Genomic DNA, 16,417 nt, shown 5'->3' with positions numbered 1-16,417 from the left:
TGGGGGCATGCCCGACCTCGACACGATCCCCCTCGTCCCGCTCAACGACGGCAACGCGATCCCCCAGCTCGGCCTCGGCGTCTACAAGGTGCCCGACGACGAGGCGGAGGCGGTGGTCGCCACCGCGCTCGAGGCCGGCTACCGGCACCTCGACACGGCCTCGTTCTACGCGAACGAGGCGGGCGTCGGCCGCGCTCTCCGCGCCTCCGGCCTGCCGCGCGACGACGTCTTCCTGACGACGAAGGTCTGGAACACCGACCACGGCCACGACGAGACCCTCCGCGCCTTCGACGCGAGCCTCGAGGCGCTCGGCACCGACCACGTCGACCTCTACCTCATCCACTGGCCCGCGCCCCGGCAGGACCGCTGGGTCGAGACGTACCGCGCCCTCGAGCGCATCGCCGCCGAGGGGCGGGCCCGCTCGATCGGCGTCAGCAACTTCCAGGTGCACCACCTCGAGCGCCTCCTCGCCGAGACCGGCGTCGTGCCCGCGATCAACCAGGTCGAGGTGCACCCCTGGCTGCAGCAGCACGAGGTGCGCGCCTTCGACGACCGGCACGGCATCGTCACCGAGGCGTGGTCGCCGCTCGCCCGCGGACGCATCCTCGACGACCCGACGCTCGCGCGAGTCGCGGCGGCGCACGGCGTCTCGACGGCGCAGGTGATCATCCGCTGGCACCTGCAGCAGGGGCTCGTCGTCATCCCGAAGTCGGTGACGCCCGACCGCATCCGCGCGAACCTCGACGTGCTCGGCTTCGAGCTCGACGCCTCCGACCTGGCCGCGATCGCGGCGCTCGACATCGGCGAGCGCACCGGCTCCCACCCCGACCACAACGGCTGACGCCGACCGACGGCAGGAGGCGCGGTGCGGCGGCACCCGTCCGCTCGCGTACCGTGGTCAGGCACCTCACGAGCAAGGAGACCCCCATGACGATCGTCGCCGCCGCAGACGGATCCGCCCTCGGCAACCCCGGCCCCGCCGGCTGGGCCTGGTACGTCGACGACGACCGCTGGGCCGCCGGCGGCTGGCCGCGGGCCACGAACAACCAGGGCGAGCTGACCGCCGTGCTCGAGCTGCTGCGGGCCACCGCCGGCACCGACGAGCCCGTGCACGTCCTCTGCGACAGCCAGTACACGATCAAGGCCTGCACCGAGTGGATGCCGGGCTGGAAGCGCAAGGGCTGGCGGAAGGCCGACGGCAAGCCCGTGCTCAACGTCGAGATCCTCAAGGAGCTCGACTCCGCCCTCGCGGGGCGGAAGGTCACCTTCGAGTGGGTGCGCGGCCACGTCGGCCACGAGATGAACGAGGCGGCCGACGTGCGCGCCCGCGGCGCGGCGACGGCCTTCCAGAACCGCGGCGAGGTGCCGGCCGGGCCCGGCTGGCCGGGCGCCCCGGTCGCGACGACGTCGCCGGTCGCGGCCCCGCCCGAGCCGCCGGCCACGCTCTTCTAGGCCCCTCCGCCGGGCCCGCGACGGCGCGCCGCCGCCGAGCTACATCGAGGGGTGGGTGCTCGACAGGCCGCCGTCGACGACGAACTGGGCGCCGGTCGAGAACGCGGAGTCGTCCGAGGCGAGGTGCAGGGCGAGCCCCGCCACCTCCTCCGGCCGGGCGAGCCGGCCCCGCGGGCTCATGCTGCGGAAGGCGTCGAGCAGCGCCGGCTGCGCCTCGACCTGCCGGCGGAACAGCGCCGTGTCGGTCGGGCCGGGGTGGAGCGAGTTGATGCGGATGCCCCAGCCCTCCTGCGCGGCGTGCGCCGCGCTCGACCGGGTGAGGCCGACGAGGGCGTGCTTGCTCGCGGTGTACGCCGCGTCGTCGCCGAAGCCGAGGAACGACGTGGCCGGCGCGAGGTTGATGATGGAGCCGCCGACGCCGCCGGGGTTCGCGCGCATCTGCTCGATGGCGAAGCGCGTGCCCAGCATGACGCCCGTCACGTTGACGGCGAAGACCCGGTTCCAGCTCTCGAGCTGCGTGACGTCGATCGACTGGCCCGAGACGATGCCGGCGTTGTTGACGAGCACGTCGAGACGGCCGTGCTGCTCGGCGACGCGGTCCATGACCCGCTTCCAGTCGCCGCCGTTGGCGACGTCGTGCTGGAGGAAGTCCGCCCCGGAGTCGGCCGCGACGGCCGAGCCGTCGAGGATGTCGGTGGCGACGACGCTCGCGCCCTCCTCCGCGAAGCGACGCACGATGGCCTCGCCGATGCCGGAGGCCGCACCGGTGACGATCGCCACCTTCCCGGTCAGGCGAGACATGGATCCTCCTCGGGGACGGAGCACGGTGGTGCTGCGGACGGCGCGTCGAGGACGCTCCAGGTCGACCGCCCGGGTGGGGCTGGCCGACGACAACGTTACTCCCCGACGGGTGCCGAGCCGACCCGCTCGGAGGCGGGGCCGACGGCGGTGACGGTGACCACCGCCTCCCCCCGCTCGTCGCTCGAGGCCAGGTCGACGACGGCCGAGACGCCCCAGTCGTGGTCGCCCTCGGGGTCGGCGAGCACCTGGCGCACCCGCCAGACCGTGGGCAGCTGCTCGATCTGCAGCATGTGCGGCCCGCGCGCGTCGGTGTCGGTGCCGATCGACTCGTACTCGTCGAAGTAGCGGTCGAGCACCTCGCCCCAGCGGTCGACGTCCCAGCCCGACGAGGCGTCGAGCTGGCCGAGCGCCTCGGCGTCGTCACGGGCCATCAGCTGCACGCGGCGGAACATCTCGTTGCGCACCGCGATGCGGAAGGCCCGGTCGTTCGCCGTGAAGCGCCGCAGCACCGGGGGCACGATCTCGTCGTGGGCCTCGGCCTCGCGGGGGTTGAGCATCTCCTCCCACTCGTCGAGCAGGCTCGAGTCGACCTGTCGCACGAGCTCGCCGAGCCACTCGACCAGGTCGGCCAGCTCGTCGGTCTTCGCCTCGTCGGGCACCGTCTGGCGGAGCGCGCGGAAGGCGTCGGAGAGGTACCGGAGCACGAGGCCCTCCGACCGGGCGAGCCCGTAGAAGCCGACGTAGTCGACGAAGGTCATGGCGCGCTCGTAGAGGTCGCGCACGACCGACTTCGGGCTGAGGGCGAAGTCGCCGATCCAGGGCTGCGACGCCGCGTAGGTCTCGAACAGGGCCGTCAGCAGCTCGTCGAGCGGCTTCGGGTGCGTGACCTGCTCGAGCAGCTCCATGCGCTGGTCGTACTCGATGCCCTCCTGCTTCATGGCCGCCACGGCCTCGCCGCGGGCCTTGAACTGCTGCTGGGAGAGGATCGGGCGCGGGTCGTCGAGGGTCGCCTCGACGACGGAGACGACGTCGAGGGCGTAGGTCGGCGACTCGACGTCGAGCACGTCGAAGGTGGCCAGCGCGAACGGCGACAGCGGCTGGTTCAGCGCGAAGTTGGCCTGCAGGTCGACGGTGAGGCGGATGGTCGGGCGGCCGCCGTCGACGCCGGGCTCCTGCACGACGACCTCGGCCGTGCGCAGGGTGCGGTAGATGGAGATCGCCTGGCGAGCCATCGCGTACTGCTTGGCGAGGGGCTCGTGGTTGTCGAAGACCAGCGACCGCACGTTCTCGAAGACGTCGCCGCCCCGCCCGATGACGTTGAGCAGCATCGCGTGGGTGATCTGCATGTGCGAGACCAGGGGCTCGGGCTCGGCCGCGATGAGCTTGTGGAAGCTCGGCTCGCCCCACGAGACGAAGCCCTCGGGCGCCTTCTTGCGGACGATCTTGCGCTTCTTCTTCGGGTCGTCGCCGGCCTTCTCGATCGCCTTGAGGTTGTCGATCTCGTGCTCGGGCGCCTGCAGCACGACGGTGCCGCTCGTGTCGTAGCCGGCCCGGCCGGCGCGACCGGCGACCTGGTGGAACTCCCGGGCGCTGAGCTGGCGCATGCGCGTGCCGTCGAACTTCGTCAGCGCGGTGAGCAGCACGGTGCGGATCGGCACGTTGATGCCGACTCCGAGCGTGTCGGTGCCGCAGATGACCCGCAGCAGGCCCCGCTGGGCGAGCTGCTCGACCAGCCGCCGGTACTTGGGCAGCATGCCGGCGTGGTGCACGCCGATGCCCGAGCGGACGAGCCGCCCGAGAGTCTTGCCGAACCCGGTGCTGAACCGGAACCCGCCGATGAGCTCGGCGATCTCGTCGCGCTGCTCGCGGGTCGCCACCTTGATGCTCGAGAGCGCCTGGGCCCGCTCGAGCGCCGCGGCCTGCGAGAAGTGCACGACGTAGACCGGCGCCTCGCCGGTGGAGAGGAGCTCCTCGACCGTCTCCTGCACGGGCGTCTGCGCGTACGAGTAGTGCAGGGGCACCGGGCGCTCGACGCCCGTGACCCGAGCGACGGGTCGCCCCGTGCGCCGGGAGAGGTCGTCGGTGATGCGCGTGACGTCGCCGAGCGTCGCCGACATGAGGAGGAACTGCACGCGCGGCAGCAGCAGCAGCGGCACCTGCCAGGCCCAGCCGCGCGACTGGTCGCCGTAGAAGTGGAACTCGTCCATGACGACCTGCTCGACCTCGGCGTCCTCGCCCTCGCGGAGGGCCAGGTTCGCGAGGATCTCCGCGGTGCAGCAGATGATCGGGGCGTCGGCGTTGACCGACGAGTCGCCCGTGACCATGCCGACGTTCTCGGGGCCGAACAGCTCCACGAGCTGGAAGAACTTCTCGCTGACGAGGGCCTTGATCGGGGCCGTGTACCAGCTGCGCAGCCCCTGGCTGAGGGCGACGAAGTGGGCGCCCGCGGCGACGAGCGACTTGCCCGTGCCGGTCGGCGTGCTGAGGATCACGGAGGCGCCCGAGACCAGCTCCATCATCGCCTCGTCCTGGGCGGGGTAGAGGGGCAGCCCCCGGCCCTCGGCCCAGTCGGCGAAGGCCGTGTACGCGGCGTCCGCGTCGTACGACGCCCGGCTCGGGCTCTCGGGCAGCAGGGCGGCGAGCGGGGCGGTGGGAGCAGGGGGCATGATGACTCGATCCTGCCCCATCGGGCCGCGCCGCGCCTCCGGCGCACGGCCCTCGTGGACGCGAGCAGGCCCGGGGGACGGCAGGAGGCGCGTCCCGGCCCCTCGAGGACCCCGCCGCGGGGGCGAGGCGACACCCGCCCCCACGGGGATCCCCTCTCGGGCCCTGAACCAACCCCGAGATGAGATTGTGTCGATATTGCCACGGCGAGCCTGTCGGGACAACCGTGAGCAGGCTGGGAGGCCACTGGGGGGGGGACGAGACACGCCCCCGTCGACGAGCGAGCTCGGACGGGGGCGTGCAGTCGTGCCCTGGGGAGGGGCTGCGCGAGATCGGATCAGGAGACCACGCGTCGCCCGCCACCGTGGCAGGCACGATCGCCCCGGTAACCAGCCGGGAGCGGACCCCACGCTAGCGGCAACCGGCTCTCCCGTGTCGGGTGATGTCCGGGTGATCCATGCAGAAGAGTGGATCTCACGTCGCGAGGGGCCGCCCGGCGGCCGCCCGCTCGCGCCGCGACCGACGACGAGCGAGCCCGACCGTGGCGACGGCCAGGGCGACGGCGACGGCGGCGACCGCGAGCGAGAACGCGTCCGGCCGCCCGACGACCACGAGCTGCACGGCGGCGACCCCGGCCCAGGGCGCGAGCGACGCCAGCGTGACGAGCGCCGCGGTGGCCCGCCCCGCGGCGGCGAGGACGAACGCGGCCACGACCGCGAGCAGCCCGCCCAGGGCGAGGTTGCCGAACTGCGCGGGGCTCGCCCAGAACCAGGCCCCCGACGTGCCCAGCATGCCGTTGCCCAGGTACACGGCCGAGAAGGCGACCGCCCAGACCAGCGTGGCCAGGGCCAGCCGGGCCCGACGTCGCGGCGTGCCGACGAGTGCCAGCACGGCGAGCAGGGCCTGGAAGCCGAGGTTCGTCGACGTCGGCCCGTCCCAGCCGAGGGCGAGGCCGTCCGCCCCGGTGAGCGGGAGGCCGACGAGCACGACGAGCAGCACCACGAGCGCTCCCCGGGCGACGCGGTCGTCGTCGACGAGCCACAGGGCTGCCGCCGTCGCCCAGAGCAGGCCCAGCACGACCCCGGGGTCGGTGAACGGGCCGAACACGGACGTCGTCGGCCACGCCTCCCCGTCGGGGACGAGGGGCGCCCACGACACGAAGAGCACGTAGACGAGCGAGAAGGCGGTGCCGGTCGCGAGGGCCACGGCCGCGGCCCCGTCGCGCACCGCCTCCGGCACGACCACGCCGAGGCGCGCGGCGAGCCCGCCCCTCGCGAGGTCGACGGACTCCGACCAGGTGGGCTCGTGCCGGCCCTGGGCGTCGGCGACGTCGAGCAGGGTGCCGACCATGGCGTCGCCGTGGCGCTCACGCCACGACCGCGGGTACCAGCCGAGCAGGCGGCGGTAGCGCTGCTCCAGCACGCCGCTCACGACGCCGCTCCGGCGGTGCGGACCCGCAGCCGGGACGCCCCGCTGCCCAGCCCGCCCTGGTCGGCCCGGAGGGCCGACGCGGGCCGCGACCGGCGGCCGAGCCGGACCCGTGCCTCCCGCGCGTTCTGCTCGAGCCGGGCCGCCTCGGCCTCGAGGGCCTGGGCCCCGGCGTCGGTGAGCTCGTGGTACCGGCGGTGCCGGCCGTCGACGACCTCGGTGCCGTGCTCGCGGACGAGCCCCTGCTCGGCGAGCCGTTGCAGTGCCGCGTACAGGGTGCCGACCGCGAGCCGCACGCGGCCCCCGGAGAGCGTCTCGGCCTCGCCGATCAGGGCGTAGCCGTGCTTGGGCCCGTCGGCCAGGGCGGCGAGCACCAGGAAGGTCGGCTCGCGCATCTCGTTGTCTGCCATGCTCCGACGATAGTCAGATCATCGATGCATCCCATCCGTCGAGGGGTGGAGATGCTCGTCGCGACGTCGTCCGCCAGGACGACGAGGTCAGCGCAGCGGGCCGTTGCCGCCGAGGAGGTCGTCGACCTGCTCGACCGCTCCCTCGACCGCGGCGTCGTCGGCCTCGGACCGGCCGTGCGGCTCGACGGGGGCCGGGTCGTCGCCGTGCACGGCGGCGCTGTCGGCACGCTCGTCCAGCTCGCGGTCGGCGGGGTCGGTGTCAGGCGTGGAGCTCATGGCGGGTCCTCTCGGTCGGGGGCGGGCAGGTCGGTGCCCGTCCTCGACACCGTACGCGTGCCTCCTCGGGGGCCGTCGGACGGACGGCGCGACGCGGCGACGCGGCCGCCCGGCTCGTCCGGCACGCGCATCCGGGCGCACGGCGCACCCGCCCAGGCAGTAGAACGGAGGGACGCACGGAGGCGCGCCCCGCGTCGCCGCCCGACCCCACCCCCAGGAAGTGCAGACGATGTCGTCACCCACCCCCTCCCCCGCACCGCAGCGCGTCGCCGTCACCGGCGGCAGCGGCAAGCTCGGCCGCGCCGTCGTCCGCCACCTCGCCGAGTCCGGCTGGGAGGTCGTGCTGCTCGACCGCGTGCCGAGCCCCGACCCGGTCGACGGCGTCACCTACGTGCAGGTCGACCTCGCCGACTACGGCCAGGTGCTGCAGGCGCTGACCCACGTCGACGACCGCTACGACTCGATCGACGCCGTCGTGCACCTCGGGGCGATCCCGGCCCCCGGCCTCGTGCCGAACGCGACGCTCTTCACCAACAACGTCACCGCGAGCTACAACGTCTTCGCCGCGGCGCGCGCCGCGCACATCCGCAACGTCGTGTGGGCCTCCAGCGAGACCCTGCTCGGCATCCCCTTCGACCTCGACCCGCCGTACCTGCCCGTCGACGAGGAGTACGCCGTCCGGCCCGAGTCGTCGTACTCGCTCGGCAAGGCCGTCGACGAGGAGATGGCACGCCACTTCACCCGGTGGGACCGCCAGCTCAAGATGATCGGCCTGCGCTTCTCGAACGTCATGGACGACGGCGACTACTCCGAGTTCCCCTGGGACGACACCCCCGAGAAGAAGACCTTCAACCTCTTCTCGTACATCGACGCCCGCGACGGGGCGCAGGCCGTCCGCCGGGCGCTCGAGAGCGACCTCGTCGGGTACGAGACGTTCATCATCGCCGCGACCGACACCGTCATGGCCACGCCGACCGCGGTGCTGGCCGAGCAGTTCTACCCGACGGTCGAGCGCCGGGCCGCGGTCGAGGGCACCGACTCGCTGCTCAGCAGCGACAAGGCCCGCGACCTGCTCGGCTTCGTGCCCGAGTACAGCTGGCGCACCTGGGGCGACCGGGTCGGCAAGCAGGAGGCGCCGGCCGACGACCAGGACGACGCCGTCGACGCCCGCTAGGCGCGCCGACACCGCCCGCGGGTCAGGCCCGGAGCATCCCCGTCGTCACGAGCTCGCGCACGCGCGGCAGCAGCTCGGCGGCCAGCGCCTCGTCGTCGGCGCCGAGCAGCTGTCCGAGGGCACCGACGATCGCCCCGACGCTGAGCTCGCCGTCGCAGGCCCCGACGAGGGCGGACAGCGCCGTGCCCGACTCGACCGTGCGGGCGAAGCCGCCGCCCTGCCGCAGCGTGATGACCGTGGGGTCGTCGTTGCCGGGCCAGTAGTGGCGCTCCTCGGTCACGTCGCCCGCGACGGTGAGGCGCGACGCCAGCAGGTCGGCGTCGTCGGTCGACCGCAGCGCCTGCACGGCGTCGAGGGTCTGCAGCAGGTGCGTGCCGAGCCCCACGTCGTCGGTGCCGAGCCCCCCGAGGAGGCGCTCCGTGCGCACCACGGGGAGGTCGCCCCCGTCGACGGGTCGCCTCAGCGTCACGTAGCCGAAGCCGACCTCGACGACGTGCCTCGCCTCGAAGTCGCCGAGCCAGGCCTCGTAGAGGCGCTCGAAGTCGTCCGTCCCGGGCCGGGTGCCGCCGTCGCGGATCCACGTCTCGGCGTAGGCGGCGGGGTCCTGCAGCTCGCGCTCGACGACCCAGACGTCGAGCGGCACGCCGCCTCGCGCGGCCCAGTCGGCGACCGACGCGGCTCCCCGCTTGCCGACCGTGCCCGCGCCCCCGGTCTCCCAGTTGCCGAGCAGCTGCGCGACCCCGCCCGGCGTCAGGTGCGCGCCGACCTGCGCGACGACGGAGGCGACGAGGTCGTCGCCCACCATGCCGCCGTCGCGGTACTCGTACTCGGGCACGCCGGGCACCCGGGGGGTGATGACGAACGGCGGGTTCGACACGACGTGGTCGAAGGTCTCGCCGGCCACCGGCTCGAAGAGGCTGCCGAGCCGCAGCTCGATGCCGTCGACGAGGTTGAGCGCGGCGTTGAAGCCGGCGAAGTCGAGGGCCCGCGGCGAGATGTCGGTCGCGACGACCCGACGGGCGTGCCGGGCGACGTGCATCGCCTGGATGCCGCAGCCGGTGCCGAGGTCGAGCGCGCTGTCGACGGTGCGGGGCAGCAGCAGCCCCGCGAGCGTCGCGGACGCACCGCCGACGCCGAGCACGTGGTCCTCGCGGAGCGCCCCGCCGAGCGCGAGCTCGCCGAGGTCGGAGGCGATCCACCAGCTGGCCTCGCCCGCGGCGTCGACGAAGGCGTACGGCCGCAGGTCGACGGTCGCGCGCACCTCGTCGCCCTGGGCCTCGACGAGGCCGAGGCGCACGGCGCCGTCGACGCCGAGGGTCGGCAGCGCTGCCTCGACCTCGGCCCGGCCCTGCGCGTAGCCGAGGATGAACAGCAGGGCGAGCGTCGCCGACGGGCCGACGGCGGGGTCGCGCTCGACGCTCCGCCGCAGCGCGCGCCGCGCCGCCACCCGCTCGCCGCGGAAGAGCGCCGCGCCGGCGCTCGCCCCCCAGGCGTCGGCGCTGCCGAGCCGGTCGACCGTGAAGGCCGAGGTCGTCAGGTCGGAACGGAGTCGGGCGAGCAGGTCGGGGTCGGTCGAGAGCGCAGGCACCCGACCATCATTCCCGATCCCGGGACGCCAGGAGGCGCGGCGGGGGTCGCCGGGTCCGCTCAGCTCGTGAAGACCGCGTCGTCGTAGTCGAAGCCCGGCGCGATCTCGAAGACGACCTGCGCGGGGTCCGCGACCGAGAACGCCTCCTGCCAGGTGACCGACTGGCCCGCCGGCACGGTGGTCGACGGCGAGCCCTGGACGCCCTGCTCGAAGTCGTAGACCGCGTCGGCCTCGGTGCCGCCCGACGACACCGAGGTGAAGACGAGCGCGGGGTCGAAGTTCGCGGTCGAGTCGTTCTGCACCGTGACGGCGAAGACGACCGTGGCCGCCTGGTCGGCGCCGCTGGCGTACTCGCCGGGAGTGAAGGGCTCGGGCGCCGCGACGCTGACCGAGATGCCGTCGTCGTAGGTGAAGACCTCGCCGAAGGCGGCGTTCTCGGCCGCGTCCTCGGTCGGCGCGGCCGCGTCGCTCGGTGCGTCGCTGCTCGAGGAGCCCGACGAGCCTTCGAGACCCTCGCCGAGGCCGCGCTGGAAGTCGTCCTGCACGGACTGGCTGACGACGATCGCGAAGACGACGACGCCGATCGCGACCACGATCGCCAGGGCCGACACGATCACGCCGACGATCGCGAGCACGCGACCACCGGTCTTCTTCGCGAGCGCGATGATGCCGAGCACCAGGCCCACGAGCCCGATGACGCCGCCGACGGCGATCCACGACAGGAGCAGGCCCGCGCCGCCGACCGCGAGGGAGGCGATGGCGAGGCCGTTGCCCGAGGACGGTCGCGGGGCCTGGCCGGCCCCGCCGTAGGGCGCGTACGGCGCCCCCGGGGCCTGCCCGTACGTCGGCTGGCCGTAGCCTGGGGCACCCGGCGCGCCGGAGGGCTGCCCGTGGCCCGCCGTGCCGGACGACTGCCCGTACGGCGGCGCGCCCGGGGCCCCGTAGCCGGACGCACCCGGCGTCTGGCCGTACGCCGGCGCGCCGGGCGGCGGCGTCTGGCCGGACGTCGCGCCCGGGTACGGCGCCGGGGCGGGCGGCTGCGGGGCGGACGGGGGCCGGGGCACGTCGGGGTCGGTCGGACCGGACGGCTGCTGCGGATCGCTCATCCCCCGAGCATGGCATGACGTGCACTCCGTGCAGGAGTCGATGCACGCGCATGACGTCGGTCGCTCGGCGACGCCTCCTGGGGAGGGATCACTCGGACGAGCGGCGCGCCGGTCCCGGCCGAGGGTCAGGCCCGGTGGACCGAGCTGAACTCGTACTCGCCGTACGACTGGGCGCACTCCTTGAGACGAGCGAGCGCCTCCTGCGCCGCGGCCTGCGAGGGGTACGGTCCGCGGGCCGGCTCTCCGGGCAGGTGCGCGGGGTACGACCAGTGGAGGTACCAGACGGGGACGCCGGAGTTCGTGTGCTGCATGATCTCGACTTCGAGTGACATGACCGGATGCTAGGACCCCTGCACCGCCGCCGACCCCGTCCACAGCAGACTCATCAGGAGCCGGGACGAGAGAAGGCCCTCCCGGTCGGGAGGGCCTTCTTCTGGTGGAGCTAAGGGGATTCGAACCCCTGACCTTCTCATTGCGAACGAGACGCGCTACCAACTGCGCCATAGCCCCAGAACTGCTCCGCCACACTAGCACCTCGCCGGTGCTCGCTCCGAATCGACCGGCTGGCGAGGGTCAGACCGCGCGACGCCGCTCGAGCGCCTCGTCGAGCCGGAACGACGACTCGCCCAGGTCGTCGATGATGCCCATGCGCGCGAACCGGCTCGGCGGGGCGGCAGGCGCCGGAGGCGCCGTGCGCGTCGCCTGTCGCGCCTCCGCACCCGAGGCGGTCGCCTCGCCGCGCGGGGCCTCGGCCGTGACCCGTGCGGCCGGGCGCGGCGCCCGGCTCGCGGAGAGCGCCGCCTCGGCCCGGGCCGCCTCGCGGAGGGCGTCGTGCTGGGCGCGCTGCGACTCGCGGAGCGCCTGCACCGAGCGCTCCGACTCCGCCCGCAGCACGGCCGCGGGCGTGGTCGCCGCGGACGAGGCAGCCGCGGACGAAGCAGCCGCAGCCGCGGCCGAGCGGCGACGAGCCGCCGCGAGGCCCGTCACGGGCGCGTCGGCCCGGGACGCGGTGACGGTCGACCCGGCACCGGCACCGGCCGCGACGGCACCCGCGGCGGGAGGAGGAGCAGCAGCAGCAGCGGCAGCGGCGTCGAGCCGGGCCTGCGCACCGACGGGCGGCACCGCCGCGAGCCGCTGGCGGCCACGACGCAGGTAGAGCGGGCGGGGCACCGGCACCGGCGTCCACTCGCGCGACGTCGCGGGCTGGGCCTGGGCGGCCGCGTCGTCGAACCCGTCGGAGAAGTCACGGAGCGGCTGGGCCTCGCCCGGCGCCGCGGCGGCCTGCTGCAGCCGACGGCGGGCCCGGGCACGGGAGACGGCGGCGAGCTGCGTGAGCAGCACCACCGAGCCGGCGCCGAAGACGAGGCCGGCGACGGCGAGCAGCCAGAGGGCGGCGAACGACGCGAGGCCGGCGACGAGGGCGACGGCGCTCAGGGCGAGCACGAGCGTGGCGACGAGACGTGACCGGCGGAGGCGCCGGGCCGCGAGGGCCGGGTCGTGGTCGGCGGCCCGGAGCACGGGCGCCGCGGCGGCCAGCTCGCGGGTCAGGGCACGCTGGCGGGCGGCCTCGTGGGCGCGGCGCAGGGCCTCGCGCTTGCCCTCCTCGTCGCGGAGGATGCGCTGGGCGTCGGCGACCGACCGGGCGTTCGCCTCGACGCGGACCTCCTCGGGCAGCTCGGCGGTCTGCGCGAGGACGCGGAGCGTCTGCTGCAGCCGCACGGCGTTGCGCTCCGTCGCGAGGTACTCCTGGCGCTTGTGCCAGGTCGGCACGAGGTAGACGAGCCAGAGCACGGCGACGAGCGCCAGCACGGCGCCACCGCCCCACGACCCGATGTCCATGGTGACGACAGTAGGAGAGCCGACCCGCGCATCCGGCGCACTGCACAGGTGTGTCTGCGCGGATGTCGCGCATCCACAGGCCGCGGGGGACGGATCGCCGCGGTGCCGCGCGCCGGGCTCAGACCGGGAAGGGCCGCTCGGCCTCGGCCAGCGCCTCGGGCGGCACGCTGCCCAGCCCGGCCGGCACGTGGCCGGAGGCCCACCGGCGGAGGACGCCGCCGGGCACCTCGTCGGCGACGAGGGCGAAGCAGAAGTGGTCGCGCCAGAGCCCGTTGATGTGGATGTAGCGGCGACGCAGCCCCTCGTAGCGGAAGCCGAGCTTCTCGACGACGCGGAGGCTCGGGCCGTTCTCGGGGCGGATGCAGATCTCCATGCGGTGCAGCCCGAGCACCGAGAAGCAGTGGTCGGTCGCGAGGGCGACGGCCGTCGGGGTCGCGTCGTGGCCGGCGGCGTCCTCCGTGACCCAGTAGCCGATGGTGGCCGAGCCGAGCGAGCCGTAGGTGATGCCGCTGACGTTGAGCTGGCCGACGAAGCGGCCGTCGAGCTCGATCGCGAACGGCAGGCCGAGGCCGGCGCGCGCGTTCATCTGCAGCGAGCGGATGCTGCCGCGGACGTCGTGGCTCGTGAAGCCGTTCGGGTTCGTGGCCTCCCACTGCCGCAGCCACGAGCGGTTGAGCGTCAGCGCCGCGTCGAGGTCGCGGGTGTCACGGAGGCGGAGGGGCCGGATCGAGATCCGCCCCTCCGCCAGCGTGGGGATGGTCGTCACGCGCGTCGCCTACTCCAGGCCGGCCGTGAACTCCTTCAGCCACGGGCGGAGCTCGGAGCCGATGTCGTCACGGTCGGAGGCGAGCTGCACGATCGCCTTGATGTAGTCGAGCTTGTCGCCGGTGTCGTAGCGGCGTCCGCGGAAGACGACGCCGTAGACGCCGCCCGTCCACTCCTCGGCGCTGGCCATCTTCATGAGCGCGTCGGTGAGCTGGATCTCGCCGCCCTTGCCGGGCTCCTGCTTCTCGAGGACGTCGAAGACCTCGGGACGGATGACGTAGCGGCCGATGATGGCCAGGTTGCTCGGCGCCTCGCCCTGCGCGGGCTTCTCGACGAGGCCGGTGATCTTGACGACGTCGTCCTCGGTCGTCTCCTCGACGGTGGCGATGCCGTAGAGGTGGGTCTGCGAGGGGTCGACCTCGAGCAGCGCGACGATCGTCGCGTTCTTCTCGCCCTGCACCTCGATCATGCGGGTGAGCAGCGGGTCGCGGGCGTCGATGATGTCGTCGCCGAGCAGCACGGCGAAGGGCTCGCGGCCCACGTGCATCTTGGCGCGGAGCACCGCGTGGCCGAGGCCCAGCGGGTCGCCCTGGCGCACGTAGTGCATGTCGGCGAGGTCGGTCGACTGGTTGACCTTGGCGAGCTTGTCGTGGTCGCCCTTCTTGCGGAGCGTCTCTTCCAGCTCGCTGACGTGGTCGAAGTGGTTCTCGAGCGCGTTCTTGTTGCGGCCCGTGATCATCAGCACGTCGGTCAGCCCGGCCGAGACGGCCTCCTCGACGACGTACTGGATCGCCGGCTTGTCGACGACGGGGAGCATCTCCTTCGGCATTGCTTTGGTGGCGGGAAGGAACCGAGTCCCCAGGCCCGCGGCGGGAATGACTGCTTTCGAGATCGTGAAGCCCATGCGGGTCAGCGTATCGACCTGGCGGGCCTCGCGGGGACCCCCGTTCGTGCACCGTACGATCGGGGGCATGACCGACGAGGTGGGCGACGCCAAGAGGGCCCTTCGAGCAGAGCTGCGACAGCGGCGCCGCAACCAGACGAGCACCGAGAGGGAGCAGGCGACGACCGCGCTGACGGCGCACCTCGTCGACCTGGCCACCCGCACGGCGGCCCGGTCGGTGTCGGCGTACCTGTCGGCCGAGACCGAGCCGAACACGCGCCCCTTCCTCAACTGGGCGTTCGCGCACGACGTCCGGGTGCTCTTCCCCGTGTCGCGCCCCGACGGGCTCCTCGACTGGAGCGTCGGCGACGGCGAGAGCGAGACGCGCGGCCTCTTCGGCCTGCCCGAGCCGGTGGGCGAGCTGCTCAGCCCGATGGCGATCAACGACGTCGACCTCATCATCGTGCCGGCCGCGTGCATCGACCACGGCGGCATGCGCATGGGCTGGGGCCGCGGCTACTTCGACAAGACGCTCGGATCGATGGAGAAGCGCCCCCCGGTCTATGCTGTGGTGTTCGATTCCGAGTACGTCGAGTCGGTGCCGCGCGAGCGTCACGACATGCCCGTCGACGGGGTCGTCACCCCCTCCGGCATCCACGAGTTCTGACCTCGCCCGAGGCCGACCCGCCCGTGTGCCCCCTCCCTCGCTAGGACCGCCGTGCCCACCTACTCCTACCGCTGCACCGAGTGCGGCAACGCGTTCGACATCGTCCAGTCGTTCACCGACGACAGCCTGACCGAGTGCCCGGTCTGCTCCGGCGTGCTGCGCAAGGTCTTCAGCCCGGTCGGCGTGACGTTCAACGGGTCGGGCTTCTACCGCACCGACTCGCGCAGCTCCGCCGACAAGAAGTCGGGCTCGAGCTCGTCGAGCTCGTCCGAGAAGTCCTCCGGCAGCTCCGGCTCGTCGGAGAAGTCCTCGAGCCCTGCGCCGAGCACCAGCACCAGCACCGGAGGCGCGTCGTCGTCGGGCTCGTCGGGGACGTCCTCGAGCGGGTCGGGGAGCTCCTCCGGGGGCTCGGGCAGCGCCTCCTGACGGCCCTCGCGACGGCGCCCGCGACGCCCGGCGTCGCGGACGACGCCCGTCGCGTGGTTGGGTGGTCGCCGAGAGTCCGTCTCGTCCCCCTCGACCCGAAGGAGCACCCGTGAAGGGTTTCAAGGAGTTCATCCTCCGCGGCAACGTGATCGACCTCGCCGTCGCCGTCGTCATCGGAGCAGCGTTCACCGCCATCGTCACGAGCCTCGTGACGAACGTCTTCAACCCGCTGATCGGCGCGGCGTTCAACGCGTCCATGCTCGACGAGGCGCTGATCGTCACCATCCCCACCGTCTCGGGCGGCGAGGCCGAGCTGAGGTTCGGGGCCGTGATCGGTGCCCTCATCAACTTCCTCGTGATCGCCGCCGTCGTGTACTTCGTGCTCGTGCTGCCGGTGAACAACCTGCTGAAGCGCACGTTCGCGAAGCAGTCCGACCCGGCCGAGGCACCCGTCGACGTGCCGCCGACCGACGTCGAGCTGCTCAGCGAGATCCGCGACCTGCTGCGCCAGACCGTGACGCCCACGACCGAGGGCTCGCACGGCAGCCACGCGGCGCCGACCGGCTCGACGCCCGTCGTCGGCGAGGGCAACGGCCCGCTCGGCAGCCGCTAGGCCGAGGCCCGGCGCCCGCCGCACGCACGAGACCCGCCGCCCCCTCGGGGGCGGCGGGTCTCGTGCGTGCGGCGGGCCTCAGCCCCAGTGCGGCGGGACGTCCTCGCGCAGCTGGCGGTCGTTCTCGCCCGAGGAGTGCCGGGGTGGCTCGGGGGCGGGAGCCGGATCGCTGCCCGGCACCGGGTCGGTCACCACCCGCCGCCCGCCCGGTCGCCGCACCACGAGGCGGGGCGACCCGGCCGTCTCGACGACCGGGGCGGGCGCCGGGTGCGGCACCGCGCCTCCGGACCGTGCCTCGGAGGGCTGGGGCAGCGTCTCGGGCACG

18 protein-coding genes and 1 tRNA gene are annotated in these 16,417 nt (G+C 73.8%); 6 read left to right on the top strand and 13 right to left on the bottom strand.

The window, feature by feature from the left end; all coding sequences use genetic code 11:
- The first annotated feature begins 7 nt into the window (after positions 1-7).
- Positions 8-841 carry an aldo/keto reductase gene (locus EDF38_RS10785; RefSeq protein WP_123355426.1) on the top strand — a complete coding sequence of 278 codons (834 nt, stop codon included), beginning with the start codon at positions 8-10 and terminating at the stop codon, positions 839-841.
- An 86-nt stretch (positions 842-927) separates the two neighbouring features.
- The gene (locus EDF38_RS10780; RefSeq protein WP_123355948.1) at positions 928-1,452 is read left to right on the top strand and encodes a ribonuclease H; all 525 of its coding nucleotides are present in this window, start codon (positions 928-930) and stop codon (positions 1,450-1,452) included.
- Positions 1,453-1,491: 39 nt separating this feature from the next.
- On the opposite strand, the gene EDF38_RS10775 is transcribed toward EDF38_RS10780, so the two are convergent.
- The 5 genes from EDF38_RS10775 to EDF38_RS10755 form a co-directional block, all read right to left on the bottom strand.
- Positions 1,492-2,253, bottom strand: a complete 762-nt coding sequence (locus EDF38_RS10775; RefSeq protein WP_123355425.1) for an SDR family NAD(P)-dependent oxidoreductase — start codon at positions 2,251-2,253, stop codon at positions 1,492-1,494.
- Positions 2,254-2,348: 95 nt separating this feature from the next.
- Entirely contained in the window at positions 2,349-4,919 is a 2,571-nt protein-coding gene (locus EDF38_RS10770) for an RNA helicase (protein WP_123355424.1), read from the bottom strand.
- Between the two features lie 472 nt (positions 4,920-5,391).
- Entirely contained in the window at positions 5,392-6,348 is a 957-nt protein-coding gene (locus EDF38_RS10765) for a hypothetical protein (protein WP_123355423.1), read from the bottom strand.
- On the bottom strand, positions 6,345-6,755 hold the full coding sequence (locus EDF38_RS10760) for a PadR family transcriptional regulator (RefSeq protein WP_123355422.1): 411 nt from the start codon (positions 6,753-6,755) through the stop codon (positions 6,345-6,347). The genes EDF38_RS10765 and EDF38_RS10760 overlap by 4 nt, the downstream gene beginning before the upstream one ends.
- An 87-nt stretch (positions 6,756-6,842) precedes the next feature.
- The gene (locus tag EDF38_RS10755; protein ID WP_123355421.1) at positions 6,843-7,031 is read right to left on the bottom strand and encodes a hypothetical protein; all 189 of its coding nucleotides are present in this window, start codon (positions 7,029-7,031) and stop codon (positions 6,843-6,845) included.
- 229 nt (positions 7,032-7,260) lie between these two features.
- Between EDF38_RS10755 and EDF38_RS10750 the strand changes: the two genes are divergently transcribed.
- On the top strand, positions 7,261-8,205 hold the full coding sequence (locus EDF38_RS10750) for an NAD(P)-dependent oxidoreductase (RefSeq protein WP_123355946.1): 945 nt from the start codon (positions 7,261-7,263) through the stop codon (positions 8,203-8,205).
- 22 nt (positions 8,206-8,227) lie between these two features.
- Here EDF38_RS10750 and EDF38_RS16240 read toward each other — a convergent pair whose 3' ends face one another.
- From EDF38_RS16240 to galU, 7 genes are all read right to left on the bottom strand, one after another.
- Positions 8,228-9,793, bottom strand: a complete 1,566-nt coding sequence (locus EDF38_RS16240; RefSeq protein WP_123355420.1) for a methyltransferase — start codon at positions 9,791-9,793, stop codon at positions 8,228-8,230.
- Between the two features lie 59 nt (positions 9,794-9,852).
- Positions 9,853-10,899 (bottom strand): DUF4190 domain-containing protein, encoded by a 1,047-nt coding sequence (locus EDF38_RS16235; RefSeq protein ID WP_123355419.1) that lies wholly within the window; start codon positions 10,897-10,899, stop codon positions 9,853-9,855.
- Between the two features lie 125 nt (positions 10,900-11,024).
- Entirely contained in the window at positions 11,025-11,231 is a 207-nt protein-coding gene (locus tag EDF38_RS10735) for a hypothetical protein (protein ID WP_123355418.1), read from the bottom strand.
- A gap of 102 nt (positions 11,232-11,333) precedes the next feature.
- Positions 11,334-11,409 (bottom strand) — tRNA-Ala (locus tag EDF38_RS10730).
- Between the two features lie 63 nt (positions 11,410-11,472).
- Positions 11,473-12,738 (bottom strand): hypothetical protein, encoded by a 1,266-nt coding sequence (locus EDF38_RS10725; RefSeq protein WP_123355417.1) that lies wholly within the window; start codon positions 12,736-12,738, stop codon positions 11,473-11,475.
- Positions 12,739-12,856: 118 nt separating this feature from the next.
- Positions 12,857-13,504: a GNAT family N-acetyltransferase gene (locus EDF38_RS10720; RefSeq protein WP_123355416.1), complete on the bottom strand. Its 648-nt coding sequence runs from the start codon at positions 13,502-13,504 to the stop codon at positions 12,857-12,859.
- Between the two features lie 9 nt (positions 13,505-13,513).
- Positions 13,514-14,407, bottom strand: coding sequence for a UTP--glucose-1-phosphate uridylyltransferase GalU (gene galU, locus EDF38_RS10715; protein WP_123355415.1), 894 nt, complete (start codon positions 14,405-14,407; stop codon positions 13,514-13,516).
- A gap of 67 nt (positions 14,408-14,474) precedes the next feature.
- Between galU and EDF38_RS10710 the strand changes: the two genes are divergently transcribed.
- From EDF38_RS10710 to mscL, 3 genes are all read left to right on the top strand, one after another.
- Entirely contained in the window at positions 14,475-15,053 is a 579-nt protein-coding gene (locus tag EDF38_RS10710) for a 5-formyltetrahydrofolate cyclo-ligase (protein WP_123355944.1), read from the top strand.
- Positions 15,054-15,104: 51 nt separating this feature from the next.
- Positions 15,105-15,479, top strand: coding sequence for an FmdB family zinc ribbon protein (locus EDF38_RS10705; protein ID WP_123355414.1), 375 nt, complete (start codon positions 15,105-15,107; stop codon positions 15,477-15,479).
- A gap of 109 nt (positions 15,480-15,588) precedes the next feature.
- Positions 15,589-16,092, top strand: a complete 504-nt coding sequence (gene mscL, locus EDF38_RS10700) for a large conductance mechanosensitive channel protein MscL (protein ID WP_123355413.1) — start codon at positions 15,589-15,591, stop codon at positions 16,090-16,092.
- A gap of 78 nt (positions 16,093-16,170) precedes the next feature.
- Here mscL and EDF38_RS10695 read toward each other — a convergent pair whose 3' ends face one another.
- Complete coding sequence (locus EDF38_RS10695) at positions 16,171-16,416, bottom strand: hypothetical protein (RefSeq protein ID WP_123355412.1); 246 nt, start codon at positions 16,414-16,416, stop codon at positions 16,171-16,173.
- Between the last annotated feature and the right edge of the window lies 1 nt (position 16,417).

The organism is Frigoribacterium sp. PhB160, from assembly GCF_003751785.1.
Taxonomy (GTDB): domain Bacteria; phylum Actinomycetota; class Actinomycetes; order Actinomycetales; family Microbacteriaceae; genus Frigoribacterium.
Note: the sequence above shows the minus strand (reverse complement) of the source record. Positions and strands in the feature narration are given on the sequence as shown.